Source organism: Deinococcus yavapaiensis KR-236, assembly GCF_003217515.1.
In the GTDB taxonomy this organism is placed as follows: domain Bacteria; phylum Deinococcota; class Deinococci; order Deinococcales; family Deinococcaceae; genus Deinococcus_A; species Deinococcus_A yavapaiensis.
This window is the reverse complement of sequence record NZ_QJSX01000021.1, coordinates 13,133-36,155: the sequence shown is the minus strand read 5'-3', so window position 1 is coordinate 36,155 and position 23,023 is coordinate 13,133. Positions and strand designations below refer to the sequence as shown.

Genomic DNA, 23,023 nt, shown 5'->3' with positions numbered 1-23,023 from the left:
CGTCACGGTGGGCAGGGCGCGCCGCGAACGGTGTCGGGCGTCACCTGCCCGCTCGGCAAGTCGAGCGGCGTGTCGCGGCGCACTTGCCATTGATCCACGCGCCACACGCCGTCGTCCCCGAGACGCATGACGACGTCGGACTCGCGGCGCCCCGAGAGCGGCCTCGGCGTCGCGCCCGACCACTGGGCGTAGCAGGCGCGGTCGGTGAAGCTCGCGATGTTTCCCTTCGGCGCGTAGAAGCGCAACGTCAACGCGTGGTTCCACGTGACGAATTGCTGCCGCTCGCCGCTGGAGACGGCGCGGCGCGCGTCGGTCAGGGCACCTTCGCGAAAGTACGATCCCAAGCCGGTCGCATCGGCCGTGTAGAGCGCGTACGACAATTCGACGAGGGCTTGTCGGTAAGCGGCCGTCACTTCTTCGCGCCGCGCGTCGGACGGAAACGTGAAGCGCGTCTCGTCGGACGTCCAGCGCATGTCGGAGAGGTCGAGCCGTCGCTGCTCGGTCACGTCGTCCGCTTCCGACCGCAGGGTCGTCGCGCCGAGTTGTCGCTGAAGCGCGGCCCTCGGACCGCCGAGCACGAACACGGCGCCGCCGAGCAGCAGGGCGCCGAGCAGCACGGCGGCGCGTTTCACGGGCCGTCCTCCCCTGTCAGGCTCACGTCGAAGCGCTCCCCGAGCACTTCGAGCCTCACGACGCGCGCGGCGCTCGGCAGCACGGGCAGCTCGTAGCGTGCCACGCCGTTCCCGACGGCCGTCACGTCTTCGCGCAGGACGCGCTCGTTCGTCGCGAGGACGCTCACGCTGACCGGCGTTCCCGTGTCCGGACGCGCTCCTCGCGTCGTCACGAGAGGACCGAGGACGATCACGCGTCCTTCGCGGCGCGCCCTCAAGGACCCGCGAACCAGGCCGGGGCGGGCGGTAAGGTCGAGGGTGGAGGACGACGCGTCCTCGGCCCGCACCGTGAAGGTGTAGCGACCCGGCTCGGGCGGCGTGAGGTCGAGGGGCCGCTCGCCCGACACGGCGGGCAGCGTGGCGCTGAAGGTGACGCCGTCGGGTCCGCTCGCATAAAACGTCAATGCCGTGCCGTCGACGACGTCGTTTCCGAGGGCGTCACGGACGTCGCGCGCGTCGAGCCGCCAGCGGTCGCGTCCGTCGGCGTACGCGGCTCGTCGTCGCGTGTCGAGCGCCACTTCGGCCGTTCGGCCGGGCGTGAGGTCGGCCACGACGAGTTCGCGGCGCGCCTCGTCGGTCGTCACGCTCACGTCGAGCGTTCCGACGTCCTCGCCCGCCTCCAGGAGTGTCCAGCTCAAGAGGTGCGTCGGGCGCAACTCGCGAACGCTTCGGGTTCCGTCGGGAGCGAACACGCGGACGTTCGACGGACGGTCGGGAACGTTGCCGAAAGCGTCGAGAGCTTGCGCGACGAGCAGCGGCGGGCGTTCTCCCGTGACGCGCGACGCGCGCGGCTGCGTTTGCGCGTCGATGCGAACGGCGCGTCCCGCCTCGACGTCGAGCGAGCCGCGACGCGACGTGTTCCCGGCGGTCACGCGGTACACGAGGCGACCCGCGCGGCGATACGGAACGGTGAAGGCGGCGCGCCCCGCTCGCGCGGTTTGACGGACGACGAGAGGTCCGGCGGGCGTGGCGAGCTCCAACGCGACGACTGTGCCGTTCGGCAAGTCCGTCGGCGAGGCGCCCGTCACGACGACGCGCGCCGCTCCCGAGCGAACGTGCGCTCGCACCTCCAAGGCGCCGACGGGCGGCGGAGCGCCGACTTCACGTCGGCTTTGACACGCGCCAAAGATCGACGCGAGCGCGGCGAGGACGATCCCGGCTGTTCGCGTTCGTCGCTTCATCGGCCCGCCCGTCCGAAGTCGTGCAGCCACACGGCGAAACGGCGACCGTCGCCGAGCGGGAAGGTCGTGGGCGCGGGCGGTTCGTCCGCCACCTGCAGTCCTTCGACGCTGCGCCGCACGTTCATCACGACGCGGTAGTCAGGCGGAAGGTCGGCGTTCACGCGCACCTTGTCTTGATCGCCGGGCGCCACGGCCCTTGGCAAGAACGCCTCCTCCACCCACGCCAAGCCGCGCGCGTCGTACAAGCCCACGAGAACGTGCCCGATGGTCGCTTCGTCCGTTCCGACGTTCACGACCGTCACGCTCGCCTTCGTGGAACTCGGACGCGTCCAAGCGCCGAGTCGGCGCCAGAGGTCGCGGCCCGTCACGACGCCCTTGGCGTCCACGCTAGCGCTCGCCACCGAGCGCTCGGTGACGACTTCGTCCACGGCGTCGAAGCGCAGCACGAACGGGGTCGTCTCGCCGGGCAGCAGTTTGTGGATCATGCCCGTCTCCACGTTGTTGCGCGCGATGAGCCGCCCACCCTCGTCGCGCAGAACGCCCGTGACGGTCGTGTCGGCGGGCCGCGCGTCCACGTTGGTGAGCGTGCCGATCATGGCGAGTTCCCGCTGTCGTCCGCTGTCGTCGCGGGACGGCCGCGTGAAGCTCACGAGCCGCACGGAGCCGAGCACGAGACGCGGTCGGTCCAAGACGTCCTCGCCGGGAACGCCGACGGGCTGGAAGCGTCGAGGCGGGATGGCGTAGTCCACGTCGGGCTGCGAGAGGAAGCGGGCGGGCGGGCGCGCCTGCAGCAAGGGCCGCGTCGTGATGCGCCACCCGGCGGGCGTGAGGCGCAGGTCGTGCCGAACGACGTCCGTGAAGTTTCCGAGCGCCGTGAACCAGTTCAGGCGTACTTGCACGATCGCTCGCGCGCCGACCGCTCCGGGCTTCCCGGCGAAGCTCACGGATTGGACGTCGATGTCGCTGAGCTTCGCGTAGCCCGTGCGCAGTCCGCCCTGCACGGACAAGTCGAGCAGCCAGCGTTCCTCGGTGAGGTCGTCGCGAGGATCGACGAGCCCGTACGCCTGCCCAAATCGGCGGAAGTCCAAGGCGTCCCAGTAGCGTGTCACGACGCGGGCGGGCGAGCGGGCCGCTTGCTGCGCTCGCCACGCGACGACCGCGACGGCGCCGCCCGCGACGAGGAGCATCAGCAGGAGTCCGCCGCGAATTCGGCGGACGACGACGACGGACGGCGTTCGATCGGCGGTCGAAGGCAAGGACGTGGACGGCTCGTCAAGAAGATCGTCGCGCTTCACGGCGCGCGATCCGAGGGCGAGCGACAAGAACGCCAAGATGGGCGCCGAGAGCGGCAGGATGCCCCACATCGCCACTTGATACGGCGGCAGTTCCGGGCGTTCCAGGCGTTCGGGCAGCGGGGGAATGTCTTCGCGTTCCCACAAGGCGATGCCGTTTTCGAGGGTACCGAGTCTTTGCCATCCGCTGAAGTACAGCAGCGGATCGTAGAACGCGTCGTTGCTGAAGACGAACTTGAGGTTGTACTTCTCGGGGACCGTCAGGAAACGCCGCAAGCTCGCGAGTCCTTCGGGGCCGCTGAACTTCGCGCCTTCCAAGCGTTCGATCGGCGTCGCCGTCAACTCGGGCAGGCGCCGAGCCGAGTGGTAATCACCGTCGGGCGTCGACGCGCGGGTGTTGGCGGACAGCCACGCCATCTGATCGCCGAAGCCGAGGGTGAGGTAGCGGTACCTCCAGTGCAAGTCCTTGTCGAGAAACGAGACGATGGGGTTGATGTCGATGGGTTCGGGTTGGAATTTGCGGTAGCGCGTGAGATTGCCGATGGTCGTGGCGAGGCCGACGGTGCCGACGAGCAGCAAGGCGAGCGCGACGTCTCGTCCGCGCGGCGTCAGCACGGCCGCCAACCACGCGCGCAACGTCCCGTTGCTCACGCTTTCGAGGGCGAGGCCGACGAACGGCAAAATCAGGATCGTCGCCCAGAAGGTGAAGCGGTCGAGGGTCAGGATGTCGAAGGCGCCGCGCAGCAGCAAGCGAGGCAGGGGCGTGGTGCCGCCCGTGCCGAGCACGAACAGCATCGTCAAGCTCGCCACGAGCGGCCAGCGCCACGAGCGCGCCTTCGACCACGCGAACGGCAAGAACAGCAAGGTGCTCGCCCAGGGAATCAGCCAAAACACCAGTCCGGCGTTGGTGTTGCTGAGGAAGTTCTCGCGGCTGGCGTGCGGAATCGGGACTTGCGAGATGGGGTCCGCGCGGCTCCACAGCCAGTACGGCAAGACCACCACGACGAGCGTCATCACCGTCAGGACGGCGAAGAGGGCGGCGCGCGCCGCGCGCGGCAGGACTTGACGCGCCGCCGTCGTCCAGCGTCGTCGGCCCGTCGGAAGGTCGCGCCACCGCGCGGCGGCCAGGACCACGATCAGCAAGGTGGGCGCCGTGAAGAAGACGCTGCCGAACAAGGTGGTGACGTGATGCCCGGCGGTCGTCGCCGCCATCCACAGCACGGCGCGCACGAGCGAGCGCTTGTCGCCGTCGCGCACCCACGCCCAGCCGAACGGAATGGCGTTGAGCAAAAACGCGAGCGACAAGGTCGTCGGAAGCTGCCCGAACACGTGCACCGTCTCGGCGATGGAACTCGACAACGCCAAGGCGACGCACGCGTACCCGGCGGCGCGCGCCGGAACGACGAGGCGCGAGAAACGGTACACGCCGACCGTGAGCGCCAGCAAGGCGAACAGTTGCACGACCGCGAAGGCCGTCTTGAGGTCGACGAGCTTGCTCGCGAGGGCGATGAGGTAGTGCGCCAACGGCGGATACGAGACGAGCCAAAAGCCCGTGTACCAGCGCGGCTCCCAAGGATCGAACCAATTCTGGGCGTAGTGCGACGCGAAGAAGATGTGAATCAGCGCGTCGTACGTTCGCACGAACGACTGGCCGAAGAGCAGCGTGCCGTGCAAGAGCAACACGATCACGAGCGCGACGGCGAGCAGGCGCGGGCCGTCCCGAGCCGCGGACGGGGAGTCGAGCGAGCGTGGAGGTGTCGTATCAGGCATGGTCGGCCATCGTGAGTCGTTTCCCACGATGGCCACGCCATTCTACGAACACGCCCGGGCTCACGTTGGGAGGTGCCTTTCGATCACTCTCAGAAGGTCTTGTCGCGCGAAAGGCTTGGTGATCACTCCGACCGCGCCGAGTTCGCGCGCGCGCCGCTCGTCGCTTTCCTGGCCGCGTGACGTGAGGATCACGACGGGCGGTCCCTGCTCGCCCGCGAGGCGTTCGAGCAAGCCGAATCCGTCGAGGTGAGGCATTCCGAGATCGGAGATGACGAGGGCCGTCTCGGGGTGCTCGCGCAAAGCCGTGAGGGCCTGCTCTCCGTCGGCCGCCTCGAACACGACGCAGCCCGCCCGATTCAGGACGTGGGCAATCAACTGCCGGATGTAAGCCTCGTCGTCCACCACGAGGACCGTGCGGCTCATCTCAGCTCGATCCTTCTCCGGAGCTCGCCGCGTTCGCGATGGGAATGACTTGGTCGAGCAGCGTGAGTTCGAGCACCTTGCGCACCATCGGGCTGGGCGAAACGATGATGAGCTCGCCGCCTTCGAGTCGGCTGGCCTTGAGTCCCGAGACGACGGCGGCCAAGCCGGACGAGTCCATGAAGTCCACTCGGTCCATCGCCACTTCGAAGCGGCTCGCGCCCGCTTCGCGCGCTCGTTCGAAGCTTTCGCGAAGTTTCGGCGCTTCGTGCGCGTCGAGGCGTCCGGTGATGGTGAAGTGCGCCACGCCAGGCGTCGGTTGAGTCCATTCGATCATACGGAACCTCCTGCTTCGAAGACGAGACGAACGGCGTTGAGTCCGTCTCGTCGTTCGTACGTCATGGCTTTGCTGATGCGCCTCACGAGGGGCAGGCCGTAACCGCCTTCTCGCAACTCGCCCGTCGGCTGAGCTTCGGCCGAGACGGAGTCGAACGGTTCGCCGTCGTCCTCGAACGTGAGGCAGTACTCGTCTCCCCTGTCGTCGACTGCCAAGCGCAGGGTGCGCGCGCGCCCGTGGCGAATGGCGTTCGTGGCGAGTTCGGTGACGGCGAGGTCGATCAGTACGACTTGCGAACTGCGTGCGCAGTGCCGCTGCGTGAACTCGCCGAGTTGCGCGAGGAACGCCGTGTCGGCGGGCACTTGCAACGTGGCCGTCATGCGTCCTCCGGCCGGTACTGGACGAACGCCATCGTGAAGTCGTCCGTGATGCGCCATTCTTGCAAGGCGGCGGTCATCGCGTCCCGAGCGGCTTCCGGGGTCTCGACGTCACGCAGGACGTCGGCGATGCGCTCGTGTCCGAACAGCTCCAAGCCGTCGGACGATTCTCGTTCCGCTTCGCTCAAGCCGTCGGTGTACAGGCACATCAGGCCGCCCGGCGTGAAGCGGCCTTCTCGCATCGGGTAGGTCGGCAGTTGAAACGTTCCGAGGGGAGGCGCCGTGACCTTGAAGCTTTCCACGGAGCCGTCGGGGTGGCGCAGGTAGATGGGTGGATGCCCCATGCTGAGGTACTCGAAGCGTCCGTCGGGGTGAAGGCACAAGGCGGCGAGGGTCGCGAACATCTCGGCGTCCTCGAGGTAGGTGTGCAAACTGCGCGCGAGGGCCGAGCCGACGTCGCCGCGCTCCACGGCGAGCGGCAAGTTCGAGACGAACATGCCCGTGAACATCGCGGCGGGCACGCCTTTGCCGCTGACGTCCCCGATGACGATCCAATCGTCCGTGGCGGTCAGGAAGTCTCCTCCGACTTCGCGTGCGGGACGTAGCACGGACACGACGCGGTACGCGCGAGGCGGCGTGATGGTTTCGGGAACGACGCGCCGCCAGATGCGCGCGGCAGTTTGGCGGTCGTGCTCGGCGAGCGCCGTCTGCACTCGTTCGGCGCGGGCTCGCAAGGCGTCCTCGGTCGCGCTGATCAACTCGCCGAGCGTCTCGGCGAGGCGGGCGTCTCCGGCGGTGAACACCGACGGCTTGTCCCAAAAAGCGACCCAGCCGCCCGGCAGGGGCACGCCGAGCAGGTGTTGGGGCGCGTCGGCCTCGTCCAGCGTGAAGATGCGGCTCGTCGGTCTGGGCTGGTTTCTCAGCCATCCGGGAACCGGGGTCAGCCAGCGTCCCGCGAGGTTGAGGCCGCTGCCGCGGGCGCCCATGACGCTTTGCGCTTCTTGCACGAGGTCCGAGAGGCCCGCGAGGTCGTTCGTCCGCACCGCGCGCTTCACGGCCTGCTCCAAGAACACGACTTGGTCGAAGCAGTCGCCGAGGGCGTCCATCGTGGACTGCAGCACGTTCTCGGGCACGGATCAGCTCGCCTCCTCGATGGGAAGGATGGCGTACAGTCCGGTGATTTCCAATATGACCCGCACGGGGTCTTGCAGTCCGCCGATGCTCATCGTGTGCCCCGCTTCCCGCACGCGCTTGTACAAGTTGATGATCGCGGCGAGGGCGGTGGAGTCGATGAAGTTCACGTGCGTCAAGTCCAGTCGAAGCGGTTCGTCGAACGCTTCCGCTTGGGCTTTGAAGCGCGGCACTTGGTGAGCGTCGAAGCGCCCTTTGAGCGCCAGGATCGTTCGTTGCGGTTCTTGTCGTCGTTCGATGTCCATGCTTCACCTCCTGCGATCGGCTTGACGTGGCGATGCGGCCGCGCGTTCGTCGCGCCGCGCCGCTTGCTGGGCGAGCAACCGCTGGAAGTGTAGAACGTACCAGTCGGTCACCTCGTCGAGCGTGAGTCCCGAGGCGGCGCGGTGGTTGGCGAGGCCGAGTTCACGCGCGTGCTCGGAGTCGGACACGACGCGCCAAAGCGCTTCGGCGAGGCTCGCCGCGTCGCCCGTCTCGAAGAACTCCGCGCGGTATCCTTCCTCCTCGATCAAGTCCCGCAAGTCGCCGATGTTCGGCATGACGGCCGCCCGCGCGAATTGTCCGGCTTGGTGCAGGACGCCGCTCGAACCGGTCGTGCTGTTGTAAGGAAACGCGACGACGGTGCTGTCTCGGAAGATGCGCGGCACGTCCTCCTCGGCGACGTACCCGGTGTAGGTGATGTTGGGCACGTCCGCGTAGCGTTCGCGAACGCTCTGCAGGTACCCGGCGGCGTTGGGCGAGTCGCTTCCGGCGATGACGAGGTGCACGCGCGGATCGCGCGTCAGAAGGACGCGGTGCGCTTCGACGAGCTCCTCGACCCGCTTGTACGTCCCGAACTTCCCGAAGGCCATCACGACGGGATCGCTCGGAAGCGGCGTGGGCGGTTCGGGCGTCTCGAAGCTGCCGTGCGGCGCGAGAAAGACGTTGCGCGCTCCGTAGTCGCGCCGAATGATCTCCACGTAGCGCGGCAGCGTGAACGCCACGAGGTCGCTGCCGAGCAGCACGCGCGTGAAGACGCGGCCCGCGAGCCGCGTGACGGCGTTGAGCATGGGATTGCCACCGAATCCCGCCTTGTCGAGGTCGACGGTCTCGAAGATGTTGTGCAGCAGCGTGATGGTCGGGAAGCCCGCGCGGCTCGCGAGGATCGGCGCGAGCAAACCGAGCGCGGCGGGCACTCGCCGATCGCCGAACGACGCGAACTGCAAGTTGAACAGCACCACGTCCGGCTTGAGGCGGCGCAGTTCCGTCAAGAGGCGCGTGGCGTTGCCGGGATCGTTGAAGCGCCACACTCGACGAACGTAGAACGGATCGGACTCGGCGTTCTCGGACTCGGGAAATTCGTCGGCGAGGATGCTGAGGCGATCGACTTCACGCTTGCGCCGAAAGGCCGCGGCGAGGTGAAAGCCGTACTCGTTGAGGCTGCCTCGGCTGGGAGGGTAGGCCGTGACGAGGGCGATGTGCATTCAGAGCTTCCCTTCGTAGGCACCCTGCTGATCGAGCCGCCGCACGGCGAAGATGTCCTTGAGGAACTTGACGCTGTCTTGCACCGAGTTGACTTTGCTGCCCGGCGCGTCGAACCAACGCACGGGCACCTCGGCGACGCGCAAGCCGAGCTTGTGCGCGAGGTACAAAAGTTCGAGGTCGAACGAGAAGCCTTGCATCTTCTGCAACTCGAACAAGCGCCGCGACCGAGGGCCGAAGAGCTTGAAGCCGCACTGCGTGTCGCGAACGGTCACGCCGCTCAGCACGCGCGTGACCAACCGCAAGCTTCCCGACACGAGCTTGCGCGCGGCGCTCTTGTTTTCCTCGCTCGCGCCTTCTCCGACGCGCGAACCGACCGCCAAGTCGTACCCGGCGTCGAGTTGCTGCATGAGCCTCGGAAGCTCCTCGATCGGGGTGCTGTTGTCGGCGTCGGCGAACAAGACGCGTCCTCCGCGCGCCGCCAAGACGCCGCGCCGAACGGCGCCGCCCTTGCCGGTGTTCGCGTGCCGAACCACGAGCAGGTTCTTCCATCCCAGCGACTCGACGAGGTCGGCGGTGCCGTCCTTGCTGCCGTCGTCCGACACGATGAGTTCCCAGCGGTACCCGAGGCCGGACACGATGACGGCCATGGCGCCCAACGTGGGCAAAATACGCTCCGACTCGTTGTACGTGGGAATCACGATCGACAAGTCGACGGGGTCGAGGTCGTTGTCTCGCCAAGTCAGAAAGTCCGAGTAGGCCATCAATTCCTCCTGCGCTCGTAAATGAAGATCGCCGCGACGCTGAGTAGCAACAGCGCTCCTTTGGCGACGAGTTGACTCCAGATGACTTCTTGGAGGGTGTCGTGGAACAAGGCGATCAGCACGACTTGAGCGATGGCCCCGAAGATGGGAAGGTACCCGAGACCGTGACGGCCGAGGGCGAGGTAGTGATTGCTGATGACGTTCGACAGCGCGTAGAACGTCGTGAACAACGCGTACGCCCCGACGAGCGGCGCTCCTTCCAGGTACGCGGCGCCGAACAGCAGTCCCAGCACGAATTGCGGGGCGAGGGCGCACACGAGGGTGACGCCGCCGCTGATCACGCCGACGACGGCGAGCGCGATCCACAAGAGTTTGCGAGGAGATGCCCCGTCACCTTGACGCGACGACACCAAAGGAAACAGCGCCGTTCCGACCGCCCATGAGCTGTAGAACACGACGCGCCCCAGAATCGCGACGGCGGCGTAGATGCCGGCTTCGTGCGCGGGCAGGAACGCCTTGACCATCAAGACGTCCGAGTTGATGATCACGGCTTGCGCGGCGAGGTTCGACAAGACGGGCAGCGCGTACTTCACGGCTTCGCGTCGATGCGGGGACTCTTCTAGGCGCGCCGGATGGTAGCGCCGAAGATGCAGCGTGGTGAACGGCAAGGCGGCGAGCGTGGCGAGCACGGCGCCGCTCGCGCCGGGCAAGGCGAGCAAGGCAAGGGGCGTCAACAGGATTTTGACGGCGTGCTCCAAAATCATGTTCACGCCGAATCCCTGGAAGTTCTGTCGCCCTTGCGCTTCGCCTCTCAACACCCCCGTCCACACGTAGATCGGCGCGACGATGCCGAGCGCGACGAGCCACAAGGCGGGCAAGTTGAGGACCGGTCCGAGCCAGAAGGCGCCACCGACGAGGACGAGGGCGAGCGCGGTGCCCGACAGCCAGCCGAGGCGGACGGCCGATCCGACGATGCTCTGTCCGGTCGCGGCGTAGCGAGCGCCGACTTGCTGAAAGGTAAGGGGAAGCAGGCTGATAAGCAGAAAGAGGGACGTGAACGAGGCGTAGGCGCCGTACTGGACGGGACCGAACAGCCGACCGAGGACGACGGCGTAGCCGTAGTTGAAGACGTTCACGAGCATCATGGCGGCGAAGAGAAAGCCGCCGCCTTGGACTGCCCGCCGAACTCCTTGGCTCACCTTTCGAGCCTAACAAGTTCGACGTTAAACAGTGCATAGAAGTTTTTCACTTACAGCTTTATCATTGACTATAAATGAACGCTTGCACAAGCTTAGAACAGATTTGTAGGCGATCGTAACAAAAAAAGAACCTCGAATTTCTCGAGGTTCTTGTTGGTGGGCGGTATAGGATTTGAACCTACGACCCCTCGCGTGTGAAGCGAATGCTCTACCGCTGAGCTAACCGCCCGTCGCGCGCTGCCCTTGTGCTGGTGGGCCCTGCCGGATTTGAACCGGCAACCAATCGGTTATGAGCCGACTGCTCTGACCGTTGAGCTAAGAGCCCCGGTGCTTCGCAGCGACATGACTTTAGCAAGGTGGGCAGAGCTTGTCAAACGACAAGCTCGCGCGCAGTGACGAACGCTTTCGCGTACGTTGTACACTACCGCCATGTCGCTTGCCCTTCGAGTGTTGCATGTCGCGTCCGAGGTCTACCCGTTTTCACGTACGGGCGGCCTCGCCGACGTCCTGGACGCCTTGCCGCGCGCCCTGAGTTCCCAAGGTGCTCGCGTGACCGTGTTGTCGCCGTGGTACCGCGACATCGAACCAGCGCCGCGTCTCCTCATGACGCACGGCGAAGTCCACATCGGGGAAATCGAGGAAGACGGCGTGCGCTTCTTGTTCCTCGGCTTGCCGGAATTCAACCGCGCGGGGATGTACGGCGAGGACGACGTTTGGCGCTTCGTTCGCTTTTGCCGTGCGGCGTTGCCGGCACTCGACGCGCTCGGCGCCTCGTTCGACGTACTGCACGCCCACGACTGGGCGGCGGCCTTGCTGTGCCTGCTGGCACGCGAGCGCGGATTGCCGAGCGTGTTCACCGTGCACAACCTGCAATATCAAGGTCGCTGGAACGGCGGCGCCTTCGACTGGACCGGCTTGCCGCGCGAGTACTTCACGCCCGAGCGGTTGGAATACCACGGCGACCTCAACCTCATGAAGGCGGGCCTGCTCTACTCGGACCTCGTGACGACCGTCTCTCCGACGTACGCGCGCGAGATCACGACGCCCGACATGGGCGAGGGTCTCGACGGCGTGTTGCGCGAACGCTTCGCGCGCGGAGAACTCGTCGGCATCCTCAACGGGCTCGACGAGGAACGCTGGGATCCACGCACGGACGACCAGATCGCCAAGTCCTTCAAGACGTACAAGGGCAAGGGCGCCAACGGCAAAGCCCTTCGCAAGGAGTTGGGATTCGACGACCGCCCGATCTTGGCGGCGGTCACACGGCTCGTGGAGCAAAAAGGCATCGACTTGTTGTTGGAAGTGATGCCCGACGTGACGCGCGACTGGAACGTCGTCGTGCTCGGCAGCGGCGATCCTCGACTCGAAGCGGCGTTGAGCGAGTGGGACGGCGAGGGCGTGCGTTTCGTGCGCGGCATGAACGAGCCGTTCGCGCACCGAATCTACGCGGGCTCCGACGCGTTCGTGATGCCGAGCCGCTTCGAGCCGTGCGGCCTTTCGCAGATGATCGCCCTGCGCTACGGCACTCCGCCGATCGTACGCGACACGGGCGGTCTGCGCGACTCCGTACCCAAAGACGTCGGCTTCCGCTTCCAGAAAGCGTCGGCGACGGCGTTGCTGCGCGCGCTGCGCAGCGCGCGCAAGTGCTTCGACGAGTCGGGCGAGTGGAAGTCGCGCGCCGAGGCGGGCATGAAGCTCGACTTCTCGTGGACGAAGGCGGCGGGACTGTACGGCCGGTTGTACGAGCGCATGCTCGCCAACCACGCTCGGTGAGGCAGCGGTCGGGCAAAGACCGCTAGACTGTGGTCCATGAAGACTGATCCTGCGGATGTCGCCTTGTACCTCGCTCAGAGCGTGGTGGACCAGCCGTCGCTCGTTCGCGTCTCGAGACGCGGCCAGACGCTCCTCATCCACGTGGCGCCCGGCGAGGAGGGCCGCGTCATCGGGCGAGGCGGGCGCGTCATTCAAGCGATCCGTACGGTCGTACGCGTGGCGTCGGATCCGCGCGAGCGTCTCACGGTGGATCTCGATTCGCCGCGCGGGGAGCGCTAAGATCGCGTGACGAATCCGGATCTCATTCGTGTCGGGCGGTTGCTGGGACCGCAAGGCGTGTCGGGCGGCGTGAAGCTCTTCGTGATCGGCAGCGCCGATCAGCTGCTGGCCGTGCAACGCCTGTACGTGGACGGCGCGGGCTGGCTGCGCGTGAAGGACATTCAGCAGCACGGTCCCGGGCTCGTGGTGTTCTTCGGCGGCGTGGAGTCGCGCGAAAGCGCCGAGCGTTTGCGCGAAAAGGACGTGTTCGCCAGCGAGTCGGAGCTGCCCGCGCTGCCCGAGGACGAGTACTACTACCACGAGCTTCGAGGGATGAAGGTCGTGACGCCGGGCGGAGAGACGATCGGCGAGGTTCGTGACGTGCAAGACGCGGGCGCGCAGGACCTCTTGGTGGTGCGGCACGCGCGCGGCGAGTCGTTCGTGCCGCTGCAAGCTCCCTACGTGGAGGTGCGGCGCGGACGCGAAGTGGTGCTGGACGCGCCGCCGGGCCTTTTGGGAGACGACGCGGACGAATGAAGTTCTCGCTTTTGACGCTCTTTCCCGACCTCGTCCGCCCCTGGACGCGTGAAGCGCTTTTGGGCAAGGCCGCCGAGAAAGGCTTGCTGAGCTTCGAGGTCGTGGACTTGCGCGACTTCAGCGGCAACCGTCACCGCAAGGTGGATGACACCCCGTACGGCGGCGGGGCGGGCATGGTGATTCGCGTGGACGTCGCGGCGCGCGCCTTGGCGTCGATCGGAACGCCCGACGAGGTGATTTTGCTGACGCCCGCGGGAGAGCGCTTCACGCAGCGCACGGCCGAAGAGCTCGCCCTCAAAGAGCACGTCGCGATTTTGTGCGGGCGCTACGAGGGCTTCGACGCGCGGGTGGAGTCGTTGGCAACGCGCGAGATCAGTCTCGGCGACTTCGTAATGATGGGCGGCGAGGCGGCGGCGGCCTGCTTGTTGGAGTCCGTCGCTCGGCTCGTGCCGGGCGTCATCGGCGACGAGGCGTCGCACCGCGACGATTCGTTTTCGAGCGGCCTCCTGGACTACCCGGAGTTCACGCGTCCGCCCGAATTTCAAGGCCAAGAGGTGCCCGAGGTGCTGCTGTCGGGCGATCACGCCCGTATCGCGCGTTGGCGGCGTGACGAAGCGTTGGCGCGCACTTGGAAGCGCCGCCCCGACTTGTTCGAATCGGCGAGCCTCTCGCCGCAGGACTCGGCGACGCTCTTGAAGCTCGGCGTGACGCCCGAACGACTTTCCGGATGGGGCGCTCCGCCACCGCCCGCGCCAAAACGTACGCGCCGCCGGAAAAATGGGCTCTGAAAGCTTTAAAGATGGACGTGTTTGTAGCCTCGAGTGATGTGACGGTCACTTCCGAGCAGCAGCATGAGCGCATGTCCCTGCCGCTCTTTCCGCTGCCGAACGTGGTATTGCTGCCGGGCTTGGTCTTGCCGCTGTACATTTTCGAGCCGCGTTACCGCGCTCTTCTCGCTCGCGTACGCGCGTCGGGTGAACCGTTCGGCATCACTCGCCTCTTGCCCGCCGACGAGGCTCGCTCGGACTTCGAGTCGCGCGTGGGTCTCGTCGGTACCCTCGCGCACCTGCGCGAAGTGATCGATCACGAGGACGGCACGGCGTCCATCTTGGTCGTCGGGGGGGAGCGCTTCGAAGTCACGGCGTTCGACACGACCCATCCTTACCTCAGCGCCTACATTCGCACCCTTCCGCTCGAGGAAGGCGACAAGGCGGTCGTGGACGTCTTGTCGCGCAAGGTTCTCGAAGGCGTCATGCGCGCCCACCGCGCCGAGGAGGAGCGTGTGCGCGAAAGCGCTCCGGGCGATCCGCTGTTGCTGGCGACGTACTGCACGGCCCTGCTTCCACTTTCGAGCGAGCAGCGCGAGGAGATTCTGCGCGCTCCGACCCTCGCGGACCGTTTCGAGGCCTTGGCGATGTGGGTGCCGAAGCGGACGTTGAATTGAGGAGTTCGCGCTCGTGCTGCGCCGCGCCCGCGTTGTTACGCCAATAACATAAAGCAACCTGTTCGTGGTACAATACGAGGGTTCAGCGCGACCACTTCCGCAGTCGCGCGGGCGTGACCGAGAAGCTCGGCGGTCACGCTTTTTCAAGCGCTTTTCGCAAGCTCAGCTCCGAGCCTGGAGGCCCAGTGACGAACGTTTTACCCGTCGATATCACCAACGAAGTCAAGACGAATTTCATCAACTACGCGATGTCCGTCATCGTGGACCGCGCGCTTCCCGACGTTCGTGACGGCCTCAAGCCCGTGCAACGCCGCATTCTCTACGCGATGCTGCAAGAAGGGCTCGCCAGCAACCACAAGCACGCCAAATCCGCTGCGACCGTCGGCGAGGTGATGAAGCACTACCACCCGCACGGCGACTCGGCCATCTACGACGCGATGGTCCGCCTCGCGCAGTGGTGGAACGTGCGCTACCCGCTCGTGGACGGTCAGGGGAACTTCGGCTCCATCGACGGCGATCCGCCCGCCGCCATGCGCTATACGGAAGCGCGCATGACGAAGATCGCCGAGGAGGTCCTGGCCGACATCGAGAAGGACACCGTCGACCTCAAGCCGAACTACGACGACACGACGCAGGAACCCACGGTGCTGCCCTCGGCGGTGCCGAACCTCCTCGTGAACGGCGCGACGGGCATCGCGGTCGGCATGAGCACGAACATTCCGCCGCACAACCTCGGCGAAATCGCCTCGGGCCTTTTGGCCCTCATCGACAATCCGCACCTCACCCTCGACGAGCTCATGACGTATGTGCCCGGCCCCGACTTCCCCACCGGAGGTCGTGTCGGCAAGGCGGGCATTCGCGAAGCGTACGCGACGGGCCACTCCAGCTTGCGCGTGCGCGGCAAGGCCCGCATTGAGGAGCGCAACGGCCGCCACCAGATCATCATCTCCGAGATTCCGTACCAGGTGAACAAGACGTCGCTGATCACCACGATCGCGGCGATGTTCAAGTCGGGCAAGATTCCCGACATCTCGAATCTGCGCGACGAGTCGGACCGCAAGGAGCCCGTGCGCATCGTCGTGGAGCTCAAGCGCGGCGCCATTCCGACCCTCGTCCTCAACCAGTTGTACAAGTACACGCAACTGCAAAGCACCTTCACGGTCATCAATCTCGCCATCGTGAAGGGCGAACCGCGCGTGCTGCCCCTCAAGGACACGATGCAGTTGTTCTTGGACCACCGCGCGGACGTCGTGACGCGCCGCACGCAGTACGAACTCGACAAGGCCGAAGCGCGCGCTCACATCCTCGAAGGGGTGCTCAAGGCGCTCGACCACATCGACGAGGTCATCGCGCTCATTCGCCGTTCTCGGACGACGGCCGAAGCCAAGGACGGCCTCATGGCGCGCTTCGAGCTCAGCGACGCGCAAGCGGCGGCGATTCTCGACATGCGCCTGCAGCGCCTCACGGGCCTCGAGCGTGAAAAGATCGTGGCGGAGCTCGCCGAGTTGGGCATCTTGATCGAACGTCTGCGCGGCATCCTCGGCGACACGCGCAAGTTGTGGAACGAGATCAAGAAGGAAATTCGCCAGGTGCGTGACAAGTACGCCGACGAGCGCCGCAGCACCATCACGGTCCTCGACGACGACATCAACAAAGAAGACCTCATCGCCGTCGAGGACATGGTCATCACGATGACGCGCGCGGGATACCTCAAGCGCACGCGCCTCGACGCGTACCGTGAGCAAAAGCGCGGTGGACGCGGCGCGAACGGCGGCAAGCTTCGCGAAGAGGACGTCTCGGTGCGCGTGATGGTGGGCAGCACGCACGACTACCTGCTGTTCTTCACCGACCAGGGGCGCGTCTTCCACGAGAAGATCTACGACATTCCCGAGGCGGCGCGCGACGCGAAGGGCACGCACATCCGCAACCTCTTCAAGGGATTGCGTGACGGCGAGAACATCGCGTCGGTCCTCGCGATCAAGGACTTCGATCAGGAAGGCTGCTTCGTGTTCGCCACGAAGCGCGGCATCATCAAGAAGACGAGCATCGCCGAGTACTCCAACATCACGTCGGCGGGCCTGATCGCCCTGAATCTCGTGGAAGGCGACGAGCTGATCTCGGTCGGCATCGTCCGCGACGGCGAACACATCGTCCTCGCGACGGCGGACGGACAAGCGCTTCGCTTCGAAGCGGGCGATGTGCGCGACACGGGCCGTGCGACGCAGGGCGTGATCGGCATTCGTCTGCGTGACGCCGACAAGGTCGTGAGCATGGCGCTCGCGCCCGCCGATGGCGACACGGAGTTGCTGGCGGTCAGCGAGTGCGGTCTCGGCAAGCGCACGCCGATCTCGGACTACCCGGCCAAGGGCCGCGGCGGCCAAGGCGTCATCACCCTCGCCGTGACCGAGAAGACGGGCTGCCTCGTCACGCTCGGGCTCGTGCGCGGCGACGAGGAGTTGATGGTGCTGACCGAGAAGGGCACCGTGATTCGCACGCATGTCGAGGACATTCGCGTCACGGGTCGCAACGCGCAAGGCGTGAAGGTGATCAACGTGTCCGAAGGCGACAAGGTCATCAGCGCCTTCCCGATCAAGAAGGAAGAGGCGCTGTAAGCCTCGCTGGGATTTCAAGTTCGCGTGAGGACGGGCCGGGTGCCCGTCCTCACGTTTTCGTGAGGAACTGTAGAAAGGTTGAAGAACCTGACGCGCGCAGAAAACGCTTTTTACAACATTCGACGCCCGCAGCGTGAAGATTGACCATTGTGACGTGAGTAGTACTTAAAAAAACCTTTTTGTTTACAAAACTGTGATTTAGGTGTACACTGTGATCAAGGTTGGGAAGGGCCCAACACCCCCGAACAAGCGCTCACGCGGCCCAGCAAGCCGCTGCCCAAGGAGGCGAGCACATGCTTGCACAAAAAACATTCGTCGATACCGTCACCCACCGTCCCGGTGCCGTGATTCTCTACCCTGGCAAGAGCGATATGCTCTACCGCGTTCAATCCGGCCTCGTTCGCATCCACACCATGGACGACGAAGGAAACGGCCTCACCCTCCGCTACGTCAAGCCGGGCGAGTTCTTCGGTGAGGAAGCTCTGACCGGTCTGGAACGCTCGTACTTCGCCGAGGCCGTCACGGACTCCACCGTCGACGTGATTAATCCCGCGCTCATGGGCGCCGAGGACAACCTCGAAGTCACGACGCACCTCGTCAAGATGCTCGACCGCGCCTACGAAAGCATCTACCGCCTCGTCGGCAAGCGCTTGCGCTCGCGCATCGCCGCCGAACTGCTCGAGCTCGCCGACACGGCCCTCGCCACGAAGCTGCAAAGCGGCGAGACGATGATCTACGCCACGCACGACGAACTCGCCGCCGCCGTCGGCTCGGTCCGCGAAACGGTCACGAAGGTCGTCGGGGAATTGTCGCGCGAAGGCGTTATCAGCGCCGGCTACGGCAAAATCACCTTGCGCGACCCGCAAGCCCTCAAGCGCATCGCCGCCGAGTAATCCGTCCACGTCCAGCCCGCCCTCCGAATTGGAGGGCGGGCTTCGTCGTTCCGGCGCTCGGTCGCGCATCTCGGAAAGCCTCGCCTTGATGCGAGAACGCGAACGAACCGCCTTTTGACGAGGCGGACGGCGCAAAATCAGACAAGTCCTTTTCCGATGCGTACTCAGCACACTAAACTACCGGTCATGTCGCATCCTTTCACTTCGGATCGTCCTTTGCGCGTCGCCGTGATCGGGTCGGGACCGAGCGGGCTCTACGCCGCCGAGGCCCTTCTCAAGCAAGGCGACGTGCCCGTCAGCGTCGACGTGTTCGATCGGCTCGCCACGCCTTACGGTCTCGTGCGCTACGGCGTGGCGCCCGACCACCAGAAGATCAAAAGCGTCACGACGCAGTACCAAAAGATCTTGGAGGACGCTCGCGTGCGTTTCCTCGGCCACGTGGAGTTCGGGCGCGACCTCACGCGAGAAGACTTGAACCGCTTCTACGACGCGGTGGTGTACGCCGTCGGCGCCTCGTCGGACCGTAACCTCGGAATTCCCGGCGAACGGCTCGAAGGCTCCATGTCCGCGACCGAGTTCGTCGCTTGGTACAACGGCCATCCCGACGCCGAAGCGCGCCAGATGGTGCTGACGGCCAGGGGAGTGGCCGTCGTCGGAGTGGGGAACGTCGCCGTGGACGTCACGCGCATCCTCGCGAAGACCGTCGCCGAACTGCGGGTGACCGACATTGCCGATCACGCCCTCGACGCGCTCGAACGAAACCACGTCACCGACATCTACGTTCTCGGTCGCCGCGGACCGCTGCAAGCGAAGTTCACGACGAAGGAGCTACGCGAACTCGGCGAACTCGAAGACGCGGACGTCATCGTGAAGCCCGAAGAAGTCGCGGTGAGCGACGAGGAACTCGCGGGCGTCACCGACAACATCGTGAAAAAGAACGTCGAAGTCTTGCAGGAATTCGCGCGGCGAACGCCAAGCGGCAAGACGCGCCGCATCCACCTGCGCTTCTTCGTCTCGCCCGTCGAGGCGTTCGGCACCGAGCAGGTCGAGGGGCTCAAGATCGAGCGCAACAAACTCGACGAGAACGGCAACGCCGTCGGCACGGGCGAGTTCGAGACGCTCGACGTGCAGTTGGTGCTGCGCTCGGTCGGCTACAAAGGTGTGCCACTGCCGGGCGTGCCGTTCGACGCCCGCAAAGGGATCATTCCGAACGACGGAGGTCGCGTGTTCGCGGACGGACAACCGAGCGTCGGCGAGTACGTCGCGGGCTGGATCAAGCGCGGCCCGAGCGGCGTGATCGGCACGAACAAGGCCGACTCGGTCGCGACCGTGAAGCTCTTGCTCGAAGACCTCGAGCGGCTTCCGCTCGCCGAGGAGCCGAAGCCCGAGGCCGTCACGGACTTTCTCAAGTCGAAGGCCGTGGACTTCGTGACTCTGCACGAATGGCTCGCGCTCGACGCGCACGAGAAGACGCGCGGAGACTCGCAGGGCCGTCCGCGCGTGAAGGTCGTGCGACGCGACGAACTCCTCGACCTGATTCGCACGCACCGCGAGCGGCAAAGGGAACAATCGACCTCCGCTTGATTCGACAGGATTCTCGCGTGTCGAACCCCCATTCGGACGTGTTGATCGTGGGAGGCGGACCGGTCGGGCTGTACGCCGCCTTCTACGTCGCCTTGCGCGGCCTCACCGTGAGGATCGTGGAGGCGCGCCCGGAACTCGGCGGTCAACTCGCGGCGCTCTACCCCGAGAAGTTCGTGTACGACGCTCCGGGCTTTCCCGCCGTGCGCGCCGCCGACCTCGTCGAGAAGCTGGTGAAGCAACTGTCACGCTTCGATCCGGCCGTCGAACTCCAAAGCGTCGCGACGAAGTTGGAGCGCTCGGAAGGCGCGTGGACGGTCACGACGAACGTCGCGTCGTACACGGCGAGCGCCGTGATTCTCTCGGCGGGCATCGGCGCGTTGCGGCCTCGAAACGACGAGGTGCCGACCGACGTGACGAGCCTCGCGGGCAAGCGAGTCCTCGTGTTCGGAGGCGTACCGCAAGCCGCGACGCTGGCGCTCGCCTTGCACGACGCGGGTGCTCACGTCCTGCTCGGACACCGCCGAGCCCTCTTTCGAGGGACGCCCGAGCAGCTCGCCGCGCTCTCGAAGCTCGACGTGCGCGCTCCTTCGGACCTCGCCGATCTCGGGGCGTTCGACGCGACGTTCGTGCTGAACGGCTACCTGCCCGACTTGTCTCCCCTGTCGAGCTGGAACCTCGCTTGGACGGGCGAGTACGTCGTCGCGGACGCGAGCGGCGCGACGAACTTGCCGGGCGTGTTCGTCGCGGGCGACCTCTCGTCGAACGGAGGCGACTTGAAGTTGCTCGCGGCAGGTTTTGCGCAGGGCGGCGTCGCGGCGAACCACGCCGTTCACTTCGTGCGGCCCGACCTCAATGTGAAGCCGGGCCACTCCAGCGACAAGAAGCTTCCCGACTTCAAGCGTTGACGTTGACGTGTGGGCGCGGCGTGAGGCCGTGCTTGCGTACGAGCGTTCGCACGGCTTGGCAGCGGCAGCCGGGATAGGTGCACAACAGCGCTTCCGGATCGTGCGACAGCAGCTCGACGGTACGGTCGACGAGTTCGCGCACTTCGAAGACGCTGATCTTGCCGCGCCCGACGTGCGCGACCCGACCTTCGATGTTCGAGGCGATGCGGCCGAAGTCCGCCGAGCAATTCGGGAAGCTCGTCTTGCGCACCTTGCCGTTCACCATCACGTAACGGTCGAGCAGCGGCATCCCGGCGAGGTACTCGCCGTAGTGGACGGTGGTGTTGCTGCGGTGGTCCACGCCGAGCAGCACCGTGTGACCGTCGAGGTCGTACAGTTTTCCGATCGGCGCGTACGGCGCTTCGAGCGTCTGCGCGTCGAGAATCTCCTTGGCTTGGTCGCCGACTGCGACGAAGCTCAGAGCCGGGTGGAAGGAGCGGAGCGTCGACGGGTCGTCGACGAGCGTTTGCGGCACGCGCCCGATGTCGCTGCTCACCCGCGTGAAACGCCCGAACCCCGCGCCGGGAGGTGGCGCGGGACGAGGCCAGTCGGGTTGGCGCCCTTCCTCGGGCCACACCAAGGTGTAGTAGCTGAAGGCAGGCATGACGACGGTCGCGGCGGCCGTGCGAAGCGCCCGGATCATGGCGGGCGCGCCGCCCTCCACGAAGCCGAAGGCGCGCAGCGAGGCGTGCGCGACGATGTGCGAAGTGCCGTCCAGACCACACTCGGCGAGGGCTTCCACCAGCTCTTCCTCTGTAACGGCGGGACGCCGCAGGAAGTTCAACATGCTGAGCAAATGGTAACACCACGCTCGCCTCTTCGAGAGTGCACAACGCTCAAAGACGCTTCGCTGAGCTAAGCTCAAGGGCGAGCATGAGCATGACCAAAAGCGAGATCCTCGCGCGACTCACGTCCGGCGACGTGCGATTCCTGCGCCTTCAATTCACCGACATCCTCGGCTTCGTGAAAAACGTCGAGGTGCCTGCCTCTCAGTTCGAGAAGGCGCTCGCCGGGGAGATCATGTTCGACGGATCGTCCATCGAGGGTTTCACGCGCATCGAGGAGTCCGACATGCTGCTGAAGCCCGACTTTTCGACGTTTCTGGTGCTGCCGACCTTCTCGGAGGTGGAAGGGCAGCGCGGCCGCGTGGCGCGCGTCATCTGCGACGTCGCCTTGCCCGGCGGAGAGCCGTTCGAAGGCGACCCGCGCTTCGTGCTGCGCCGCCAAATCGAGCGGGCCAAGCAGGCAGGCTTCGAGATGTTCGCGGGCCCCGAGCCCGAGTTCTTCTTGTTCGAGCGCGACGCGGCGGGACGACCGACGACCATCACCAACGACCACGCGGGCTACTTCGACCTCGCGCCCATCGACCGAGGAGAGCGGCTGCGGCGCGAGATCACGAACGTCTTGGTGGGGCTCGGCTTCGAGATCGAGGCGGCACACCACGAAGTCGCGCCCGGTCAGCACGAAATCGACTTTCGTTACACCGACGCCTTGCGCACGGCCGACAACATCTGCACGTTCAAGTTCGTCGTGAAGCGCGTCGCGTTGGAATACGGCTTGCACGCGTCGTTCATGCCCAAGCCGGTCGGACGCCTCGCCGGAAGCGGCATGCACGTGCACTTGTCACTGTTCAAAGACGGCCGCAACGCCTTTTACGAGGAGGGCGGCGAGCACGGCCTGTCGGACGTGGCGATGCGCTTCATCGGGGGACTCTTGGAGCACGCGCCGGGCTTGTGCGCGATCACCAATCCGCTCGTGAACTCGTACAAGCGTCTCGTGCCAGGTTTCGAAGCGCCGACGACGGCCGCGTGGAGCACGTCGAACCGATCGGCGATGATTCGCGTTCCCGCCAAGCGCGGAGTGAGCACCCGCGCCGAGTTGCGCTTGCCCGACCCGGCGTGCAATCCGTATCTCGCCCTCGCGGCGATGCTGGCGGCGGGACTGCACGGCATCGAGGAGCAGACCGAGCCGCCGCCGCCCATTCAGCGCAACATCTACAAGATGACGGTGCGCGAGCGTCGAGCCCACCGCATTCGAAATCTGCCCGCCAACCTCGGCGAGGCGGTCGAGGAATTGGAGAAGGACGAGGTGCTGCGTGCCGCGCTCGGCGAGCACGTCGTGGACCACTTCATCGCGGCGAAGCGCGCCGAGTGGAACGCCTACTCGGCGGAAGTTCATCCTTGGGAAGTAGAGCGTTATCTCGGCGAAGTATGAATTTGGCCACAATCGGCTATTTGTGACCCTCGTCAGGATTTTATTGACAAGCGCTAAAGGCGCCCATAGAATGACGCAAATCTCAAACTGGCGCTTGGCGC

At 65.8% G+C, this 23,023-nt stretch carries 22 protein-coding genes and 2 tRNA genes; 10 read left to right on the top strand and 14 right to left on the bottom strand.

Annotated features, from left to right (window positions below):
- Window positions 1–2: 2 nt before the first annotated feature.
- From DES52_RS19935 to DES52_RS19875, 13 genes are all read right to left on the bottom strand, one after another.
- The gene (locus DES52_RS19935; RefSeq protein WP_110888588.1) at window positions 3–632 is read right to left on the bottom strand and encodes a hypothetical protein; all 630 of its coding nucleotides are present in this window, start codon (window positions 630–632) and stop codon (window positions 3–5) included.
- The gene (locus DES52_RS19930; RefSeq protein WP_110888587.1) at window positions 629–1,852 is read right to left on the bottom strand and encodes a serine/threonine-protein kinase; all 1,224 of its coding nucleotides are present in this window, start codon (window positions 1,850–1,852) and stop codon (window positions 629–631) included. The genes DES52_RS19935 and DES52_RS19930 overlap by 4 nt, the downstream gene beginning before the upstream one ends.
- Window positions 1,849–4,914 carry a 6-pyruvoyl-tetrahydropterin synthase-related protein gene (locus DES52_RS19925; protein WP_146237396.1) on the bottom strand — a complete coding sequence of 1,022 codons (3,066 nt, stop codon included), beginning with the start codon at window positions 4,912–4,914 and terminating at the stop codon, window positions 1,849–1,851. The genes DES52_RS19930 and DES52_RS19925 overlap by 4 nt, the downstream gene beginning before the upstream one ends.
- A gap of 60 nt (window positions 4,915–4,974) precedes the next feature.
- Window positions 4,975–5,337, bottom strand: a complete 363-nt coding sequence (locus tag DES52_RS19920; RefSeq protein ID WP_110888585.1) for a response regulator — start codon at window positions 5,335–5,337, stop codon at window positions 4,975–4,977.
- A 1-nt stretch (window position 5,338) separates the two neighbouring features.
- Window positions 5,339–5,671: an STAS domain-containing protein gene (locus tag DES52_RS19915; protein WP_110888584.1), complete on the bottom strand. Its 333-nt coding sequence runs from the start codon at window positions 5,669–5,671 to the stop codon at window positions 5,339–5,341.
- Window positions 5,668–6,051 (bottom strand): ATP-binding protein, encoded by a 384-nt coding sequence (locus tag DES52_RS19910; RefSeq protein ID WP_170131185.1) that lies wholly within the window; start codon window positions 6,049–6,051, stop codon window positions 5,668–5,670. The genes DES52_RS19915 and DES52_RS19910 overlap by 4 nt, the downstream gene beginning before the upstream one ends.
- Window positions 6,048–7,181, bottom strand: coding sequence for a PP2C family protein-serine/threonine phosphatase (locus tag DES52_RS19905; protein ID WP_110888582.1), 1,134 nt, complete (start codon window positions 7,179–7,181; stop codon window positions 6,048–6,050). The genes DES52_RS19910 and DES52_RS19905 overlap by 4 nt, the downstream gene beginning before the upstream one ends.
- 3 nt (window positions 7,182–7,184) lie before the next feature.
- Complete coding sequence (locus tag DES52_RS19900) at window positions 7,185–7,484, bottom strand: STAS domain-containing protein (RefSeq protein WP_110888581.1); 300 nt, start codon at window positions 7,482–7,484, stop codon at window positions 7,185–7,187.
- Window positions 7,485–7,487: 3 nt separating this feature from the next.
- Window positions 7,488–8,702, bottom strand: coding sequence for a glycosyltransferase (locus tag DES52_RS19895; protein ID WP_110888580.1), 1,215 nt, complete (start codon window positions 8,700–8,702; stop codon window positions 7,488–7,490).
- Entirely contained in the window at window positions 8,703–9,464 is a 762-nt protein-coding gene (locus tag DES52_RS19890) for a dolichyl-phosphate beta-glucosyltransferase (RefSeq protein WP_110888579.1), read from the bottom strand.
- Window positions 9,464–10,663, bottom strand: a complete 1,200-nt coding sequence (locus tag DES52_RS19885) for a lipopolysaccharide biosynthesis protein (RefSeq protein WP_110888578.1) — start codon at window positions 10,661–10,663, stop codon at window positions 9,464–9,466. Before DES52_RS19885 ends, DES52_RS19890 begins: the two co-directional genes overlap by 1 nt.
- A 154-nt stretch (window positions 10,664–10,817) precedes the next feature.
- Window positions 10,818–10,892, bottom strand: a tRNA-Val gene (locus DES52_RS19880).
- Between the two features lie 20 nt (window positions 10,893–10,912).
- Window positions 10,913–10,988 (bottom strand) — tRNA-Ile (locus DES52_RS19875).
- A gap of 104 nt (window positions 10,989–11,092) precedes the next feature.
- Between DES52_RS19875 and DES52_RS19870 the strand changes: the two genes are divergently transcribed.
- The 9 genes from DES52_RS19870 to DES52_RS19830 all read left to right on the top strand — a co-directional run bounded on the left by DES52_RS19870 (window position 11,093) and on the right by DES52_RS19830 (window position 20,669).
- On the top strand, window positions 11,093–12,436 hold the full coding sequence (locus DES52_RS19870) for a glycogen synthase (protein ID WP_110888577.1): 1,344 nt from the start codon (window positions 11,093–11,095) through the stop codon (window positions 12,434–12,436).
- 36 nt (window positions 12,437–12,472) lie between these two features.
- A complete protein-coding gene (locus DES52_RS19865; RefSeq protein ID WP_170131184.1) occupies window positions 12,473–12,715 on the top strand; it encodes a KH domain-containing protein in 243 nt (80 codons plus the stop codon).
- 6 nt (window positions 12,716–12,721) lie between these two features.
- Window positions 12,722–13,231: a ribosome maturation factor RimM gene (gene rimM / locus DES52_RS19860; protein WP_110888575.1), complete on the top strand. Its 510-nt coding sequence runs from the start codon at window positions 12,722–12,724 to the stop codon at window positions 13,229–13,231.
- Complete coding sequence (gene trmD / locus DES52_RS19855) at window positions 13,228–14,019, top strand: tRNA (guanosine(37)-N1)-methyltransferase TrmD (protein ID WP_110888574.1); 792 nt, start codon at window positions 13,228–13,230, stop codon at window positions 14,017–14,019. The genes rimM and trmD overlap by 4 nt, the downstream gene beginning before the upstream one ends.
- Window positions 14,020–14,057: 38 nt before the next feature.
- Window positions 14,058–14,675 (top strand): LON peptidase substrate-binding domain-containing protein, encoded by a 618-nt coding sequence (locus DES52_RS19850; protein WP_342767097.1) that lies wholly within the window; start codon window positions 14,058–14,060, stop codon window positions 14,673–14,675.
- Window positions 14,676–14,860: 185 nt separating this feature from the next.
- The gene (gyrA, locus tag DES52_RS19845; protein ID WP_110888604.1) at window positions 14,861–17,287 is read left to right on the top strand and encodes a DNA gyrase subunit A; all 2,427 of its coding nucleotides are present in this window, start codon (window positions 14,861–14,863) and stop codon (window positions 17,285–17,287) included.
- A 293-nt stretch (window positions 17,288–17,580) separates the two neighbouring features.
- Window positions 17,581–18,180: a helix-turn-helix domain-containing protein gene (locus tag DES52_RS19840; protein ID WP_110888572.1), complete on the top strand. Its 600-nt coding sequence runs from the start codon at window positions 17,581–17,583 to the stop codon at window positions 18,178–18,180.
- A 186-nt stretch (window positions 18,181–18,366) separates the two neighbouring features.
- Complete coding sequence (locus DES52_RS19835) at window positions 18,367–19,764, top strand: FAD-dependent oxidoreductase (protein WP_110888571.1); 1,398 nt, start codon at window positions 18,367–18,369, stop codon at window positions 19,762–19,764.
- Between the two features lie 17 nt (window positions 19,765–19,781).
- Window positions 19,782–20,669 carry an NAD(P)/FAD-dependent oxidoreductase gene (locus DES52_RS19830; protein WP_245901175.1) on the top strand — a complete coding sequence of 296 codons (888 nt, stop codon included), beginning with the start codon at window positions 19,782–19,784 and terminating at the stop codon, window positions 20,667–20,669.
- Here the strand turns inward: DES52_RS19830 and DES52_RS19825 are convergent.
- Window positions 20,659–21,495 carry an AAC(3) family N-acetyltransferase gene (locus DES52_RS19825; RefSeq protein WP_110888570.1) on the bottom strand — a complete coding sequence of 279 codons (837 nt, stop codon included), beginning with the start codon at window positions 21,493–21,495 and terminating at the stop codon, window positions 20,659–20,661. The two genes, DES52_RS19830 and DES52_RS19825, sit on opposite strands and share 11 nt — an antisense overlap.
- 86 nt (window positions 21,496–21,581) lie before the next feature.
- Here DES52_RS19825 and glnA point away from each other — a divergent pair, with 86 nt between their 5' ends.
- Window positions 21,582–22,922, top strand: a complete 1,341-nt coding sequence (gene glnA / locus DES52_RS19820) for a type I glutamate--ammonia ligase (RefSeq protein WP_110888569.1) — start codon at window positions 21,582–21,584, stop codon at window positions 22,920–22,922.
- The last annotated feature ends 101 nt before the right edge of the window (window positions 22,923–23,023 follow it).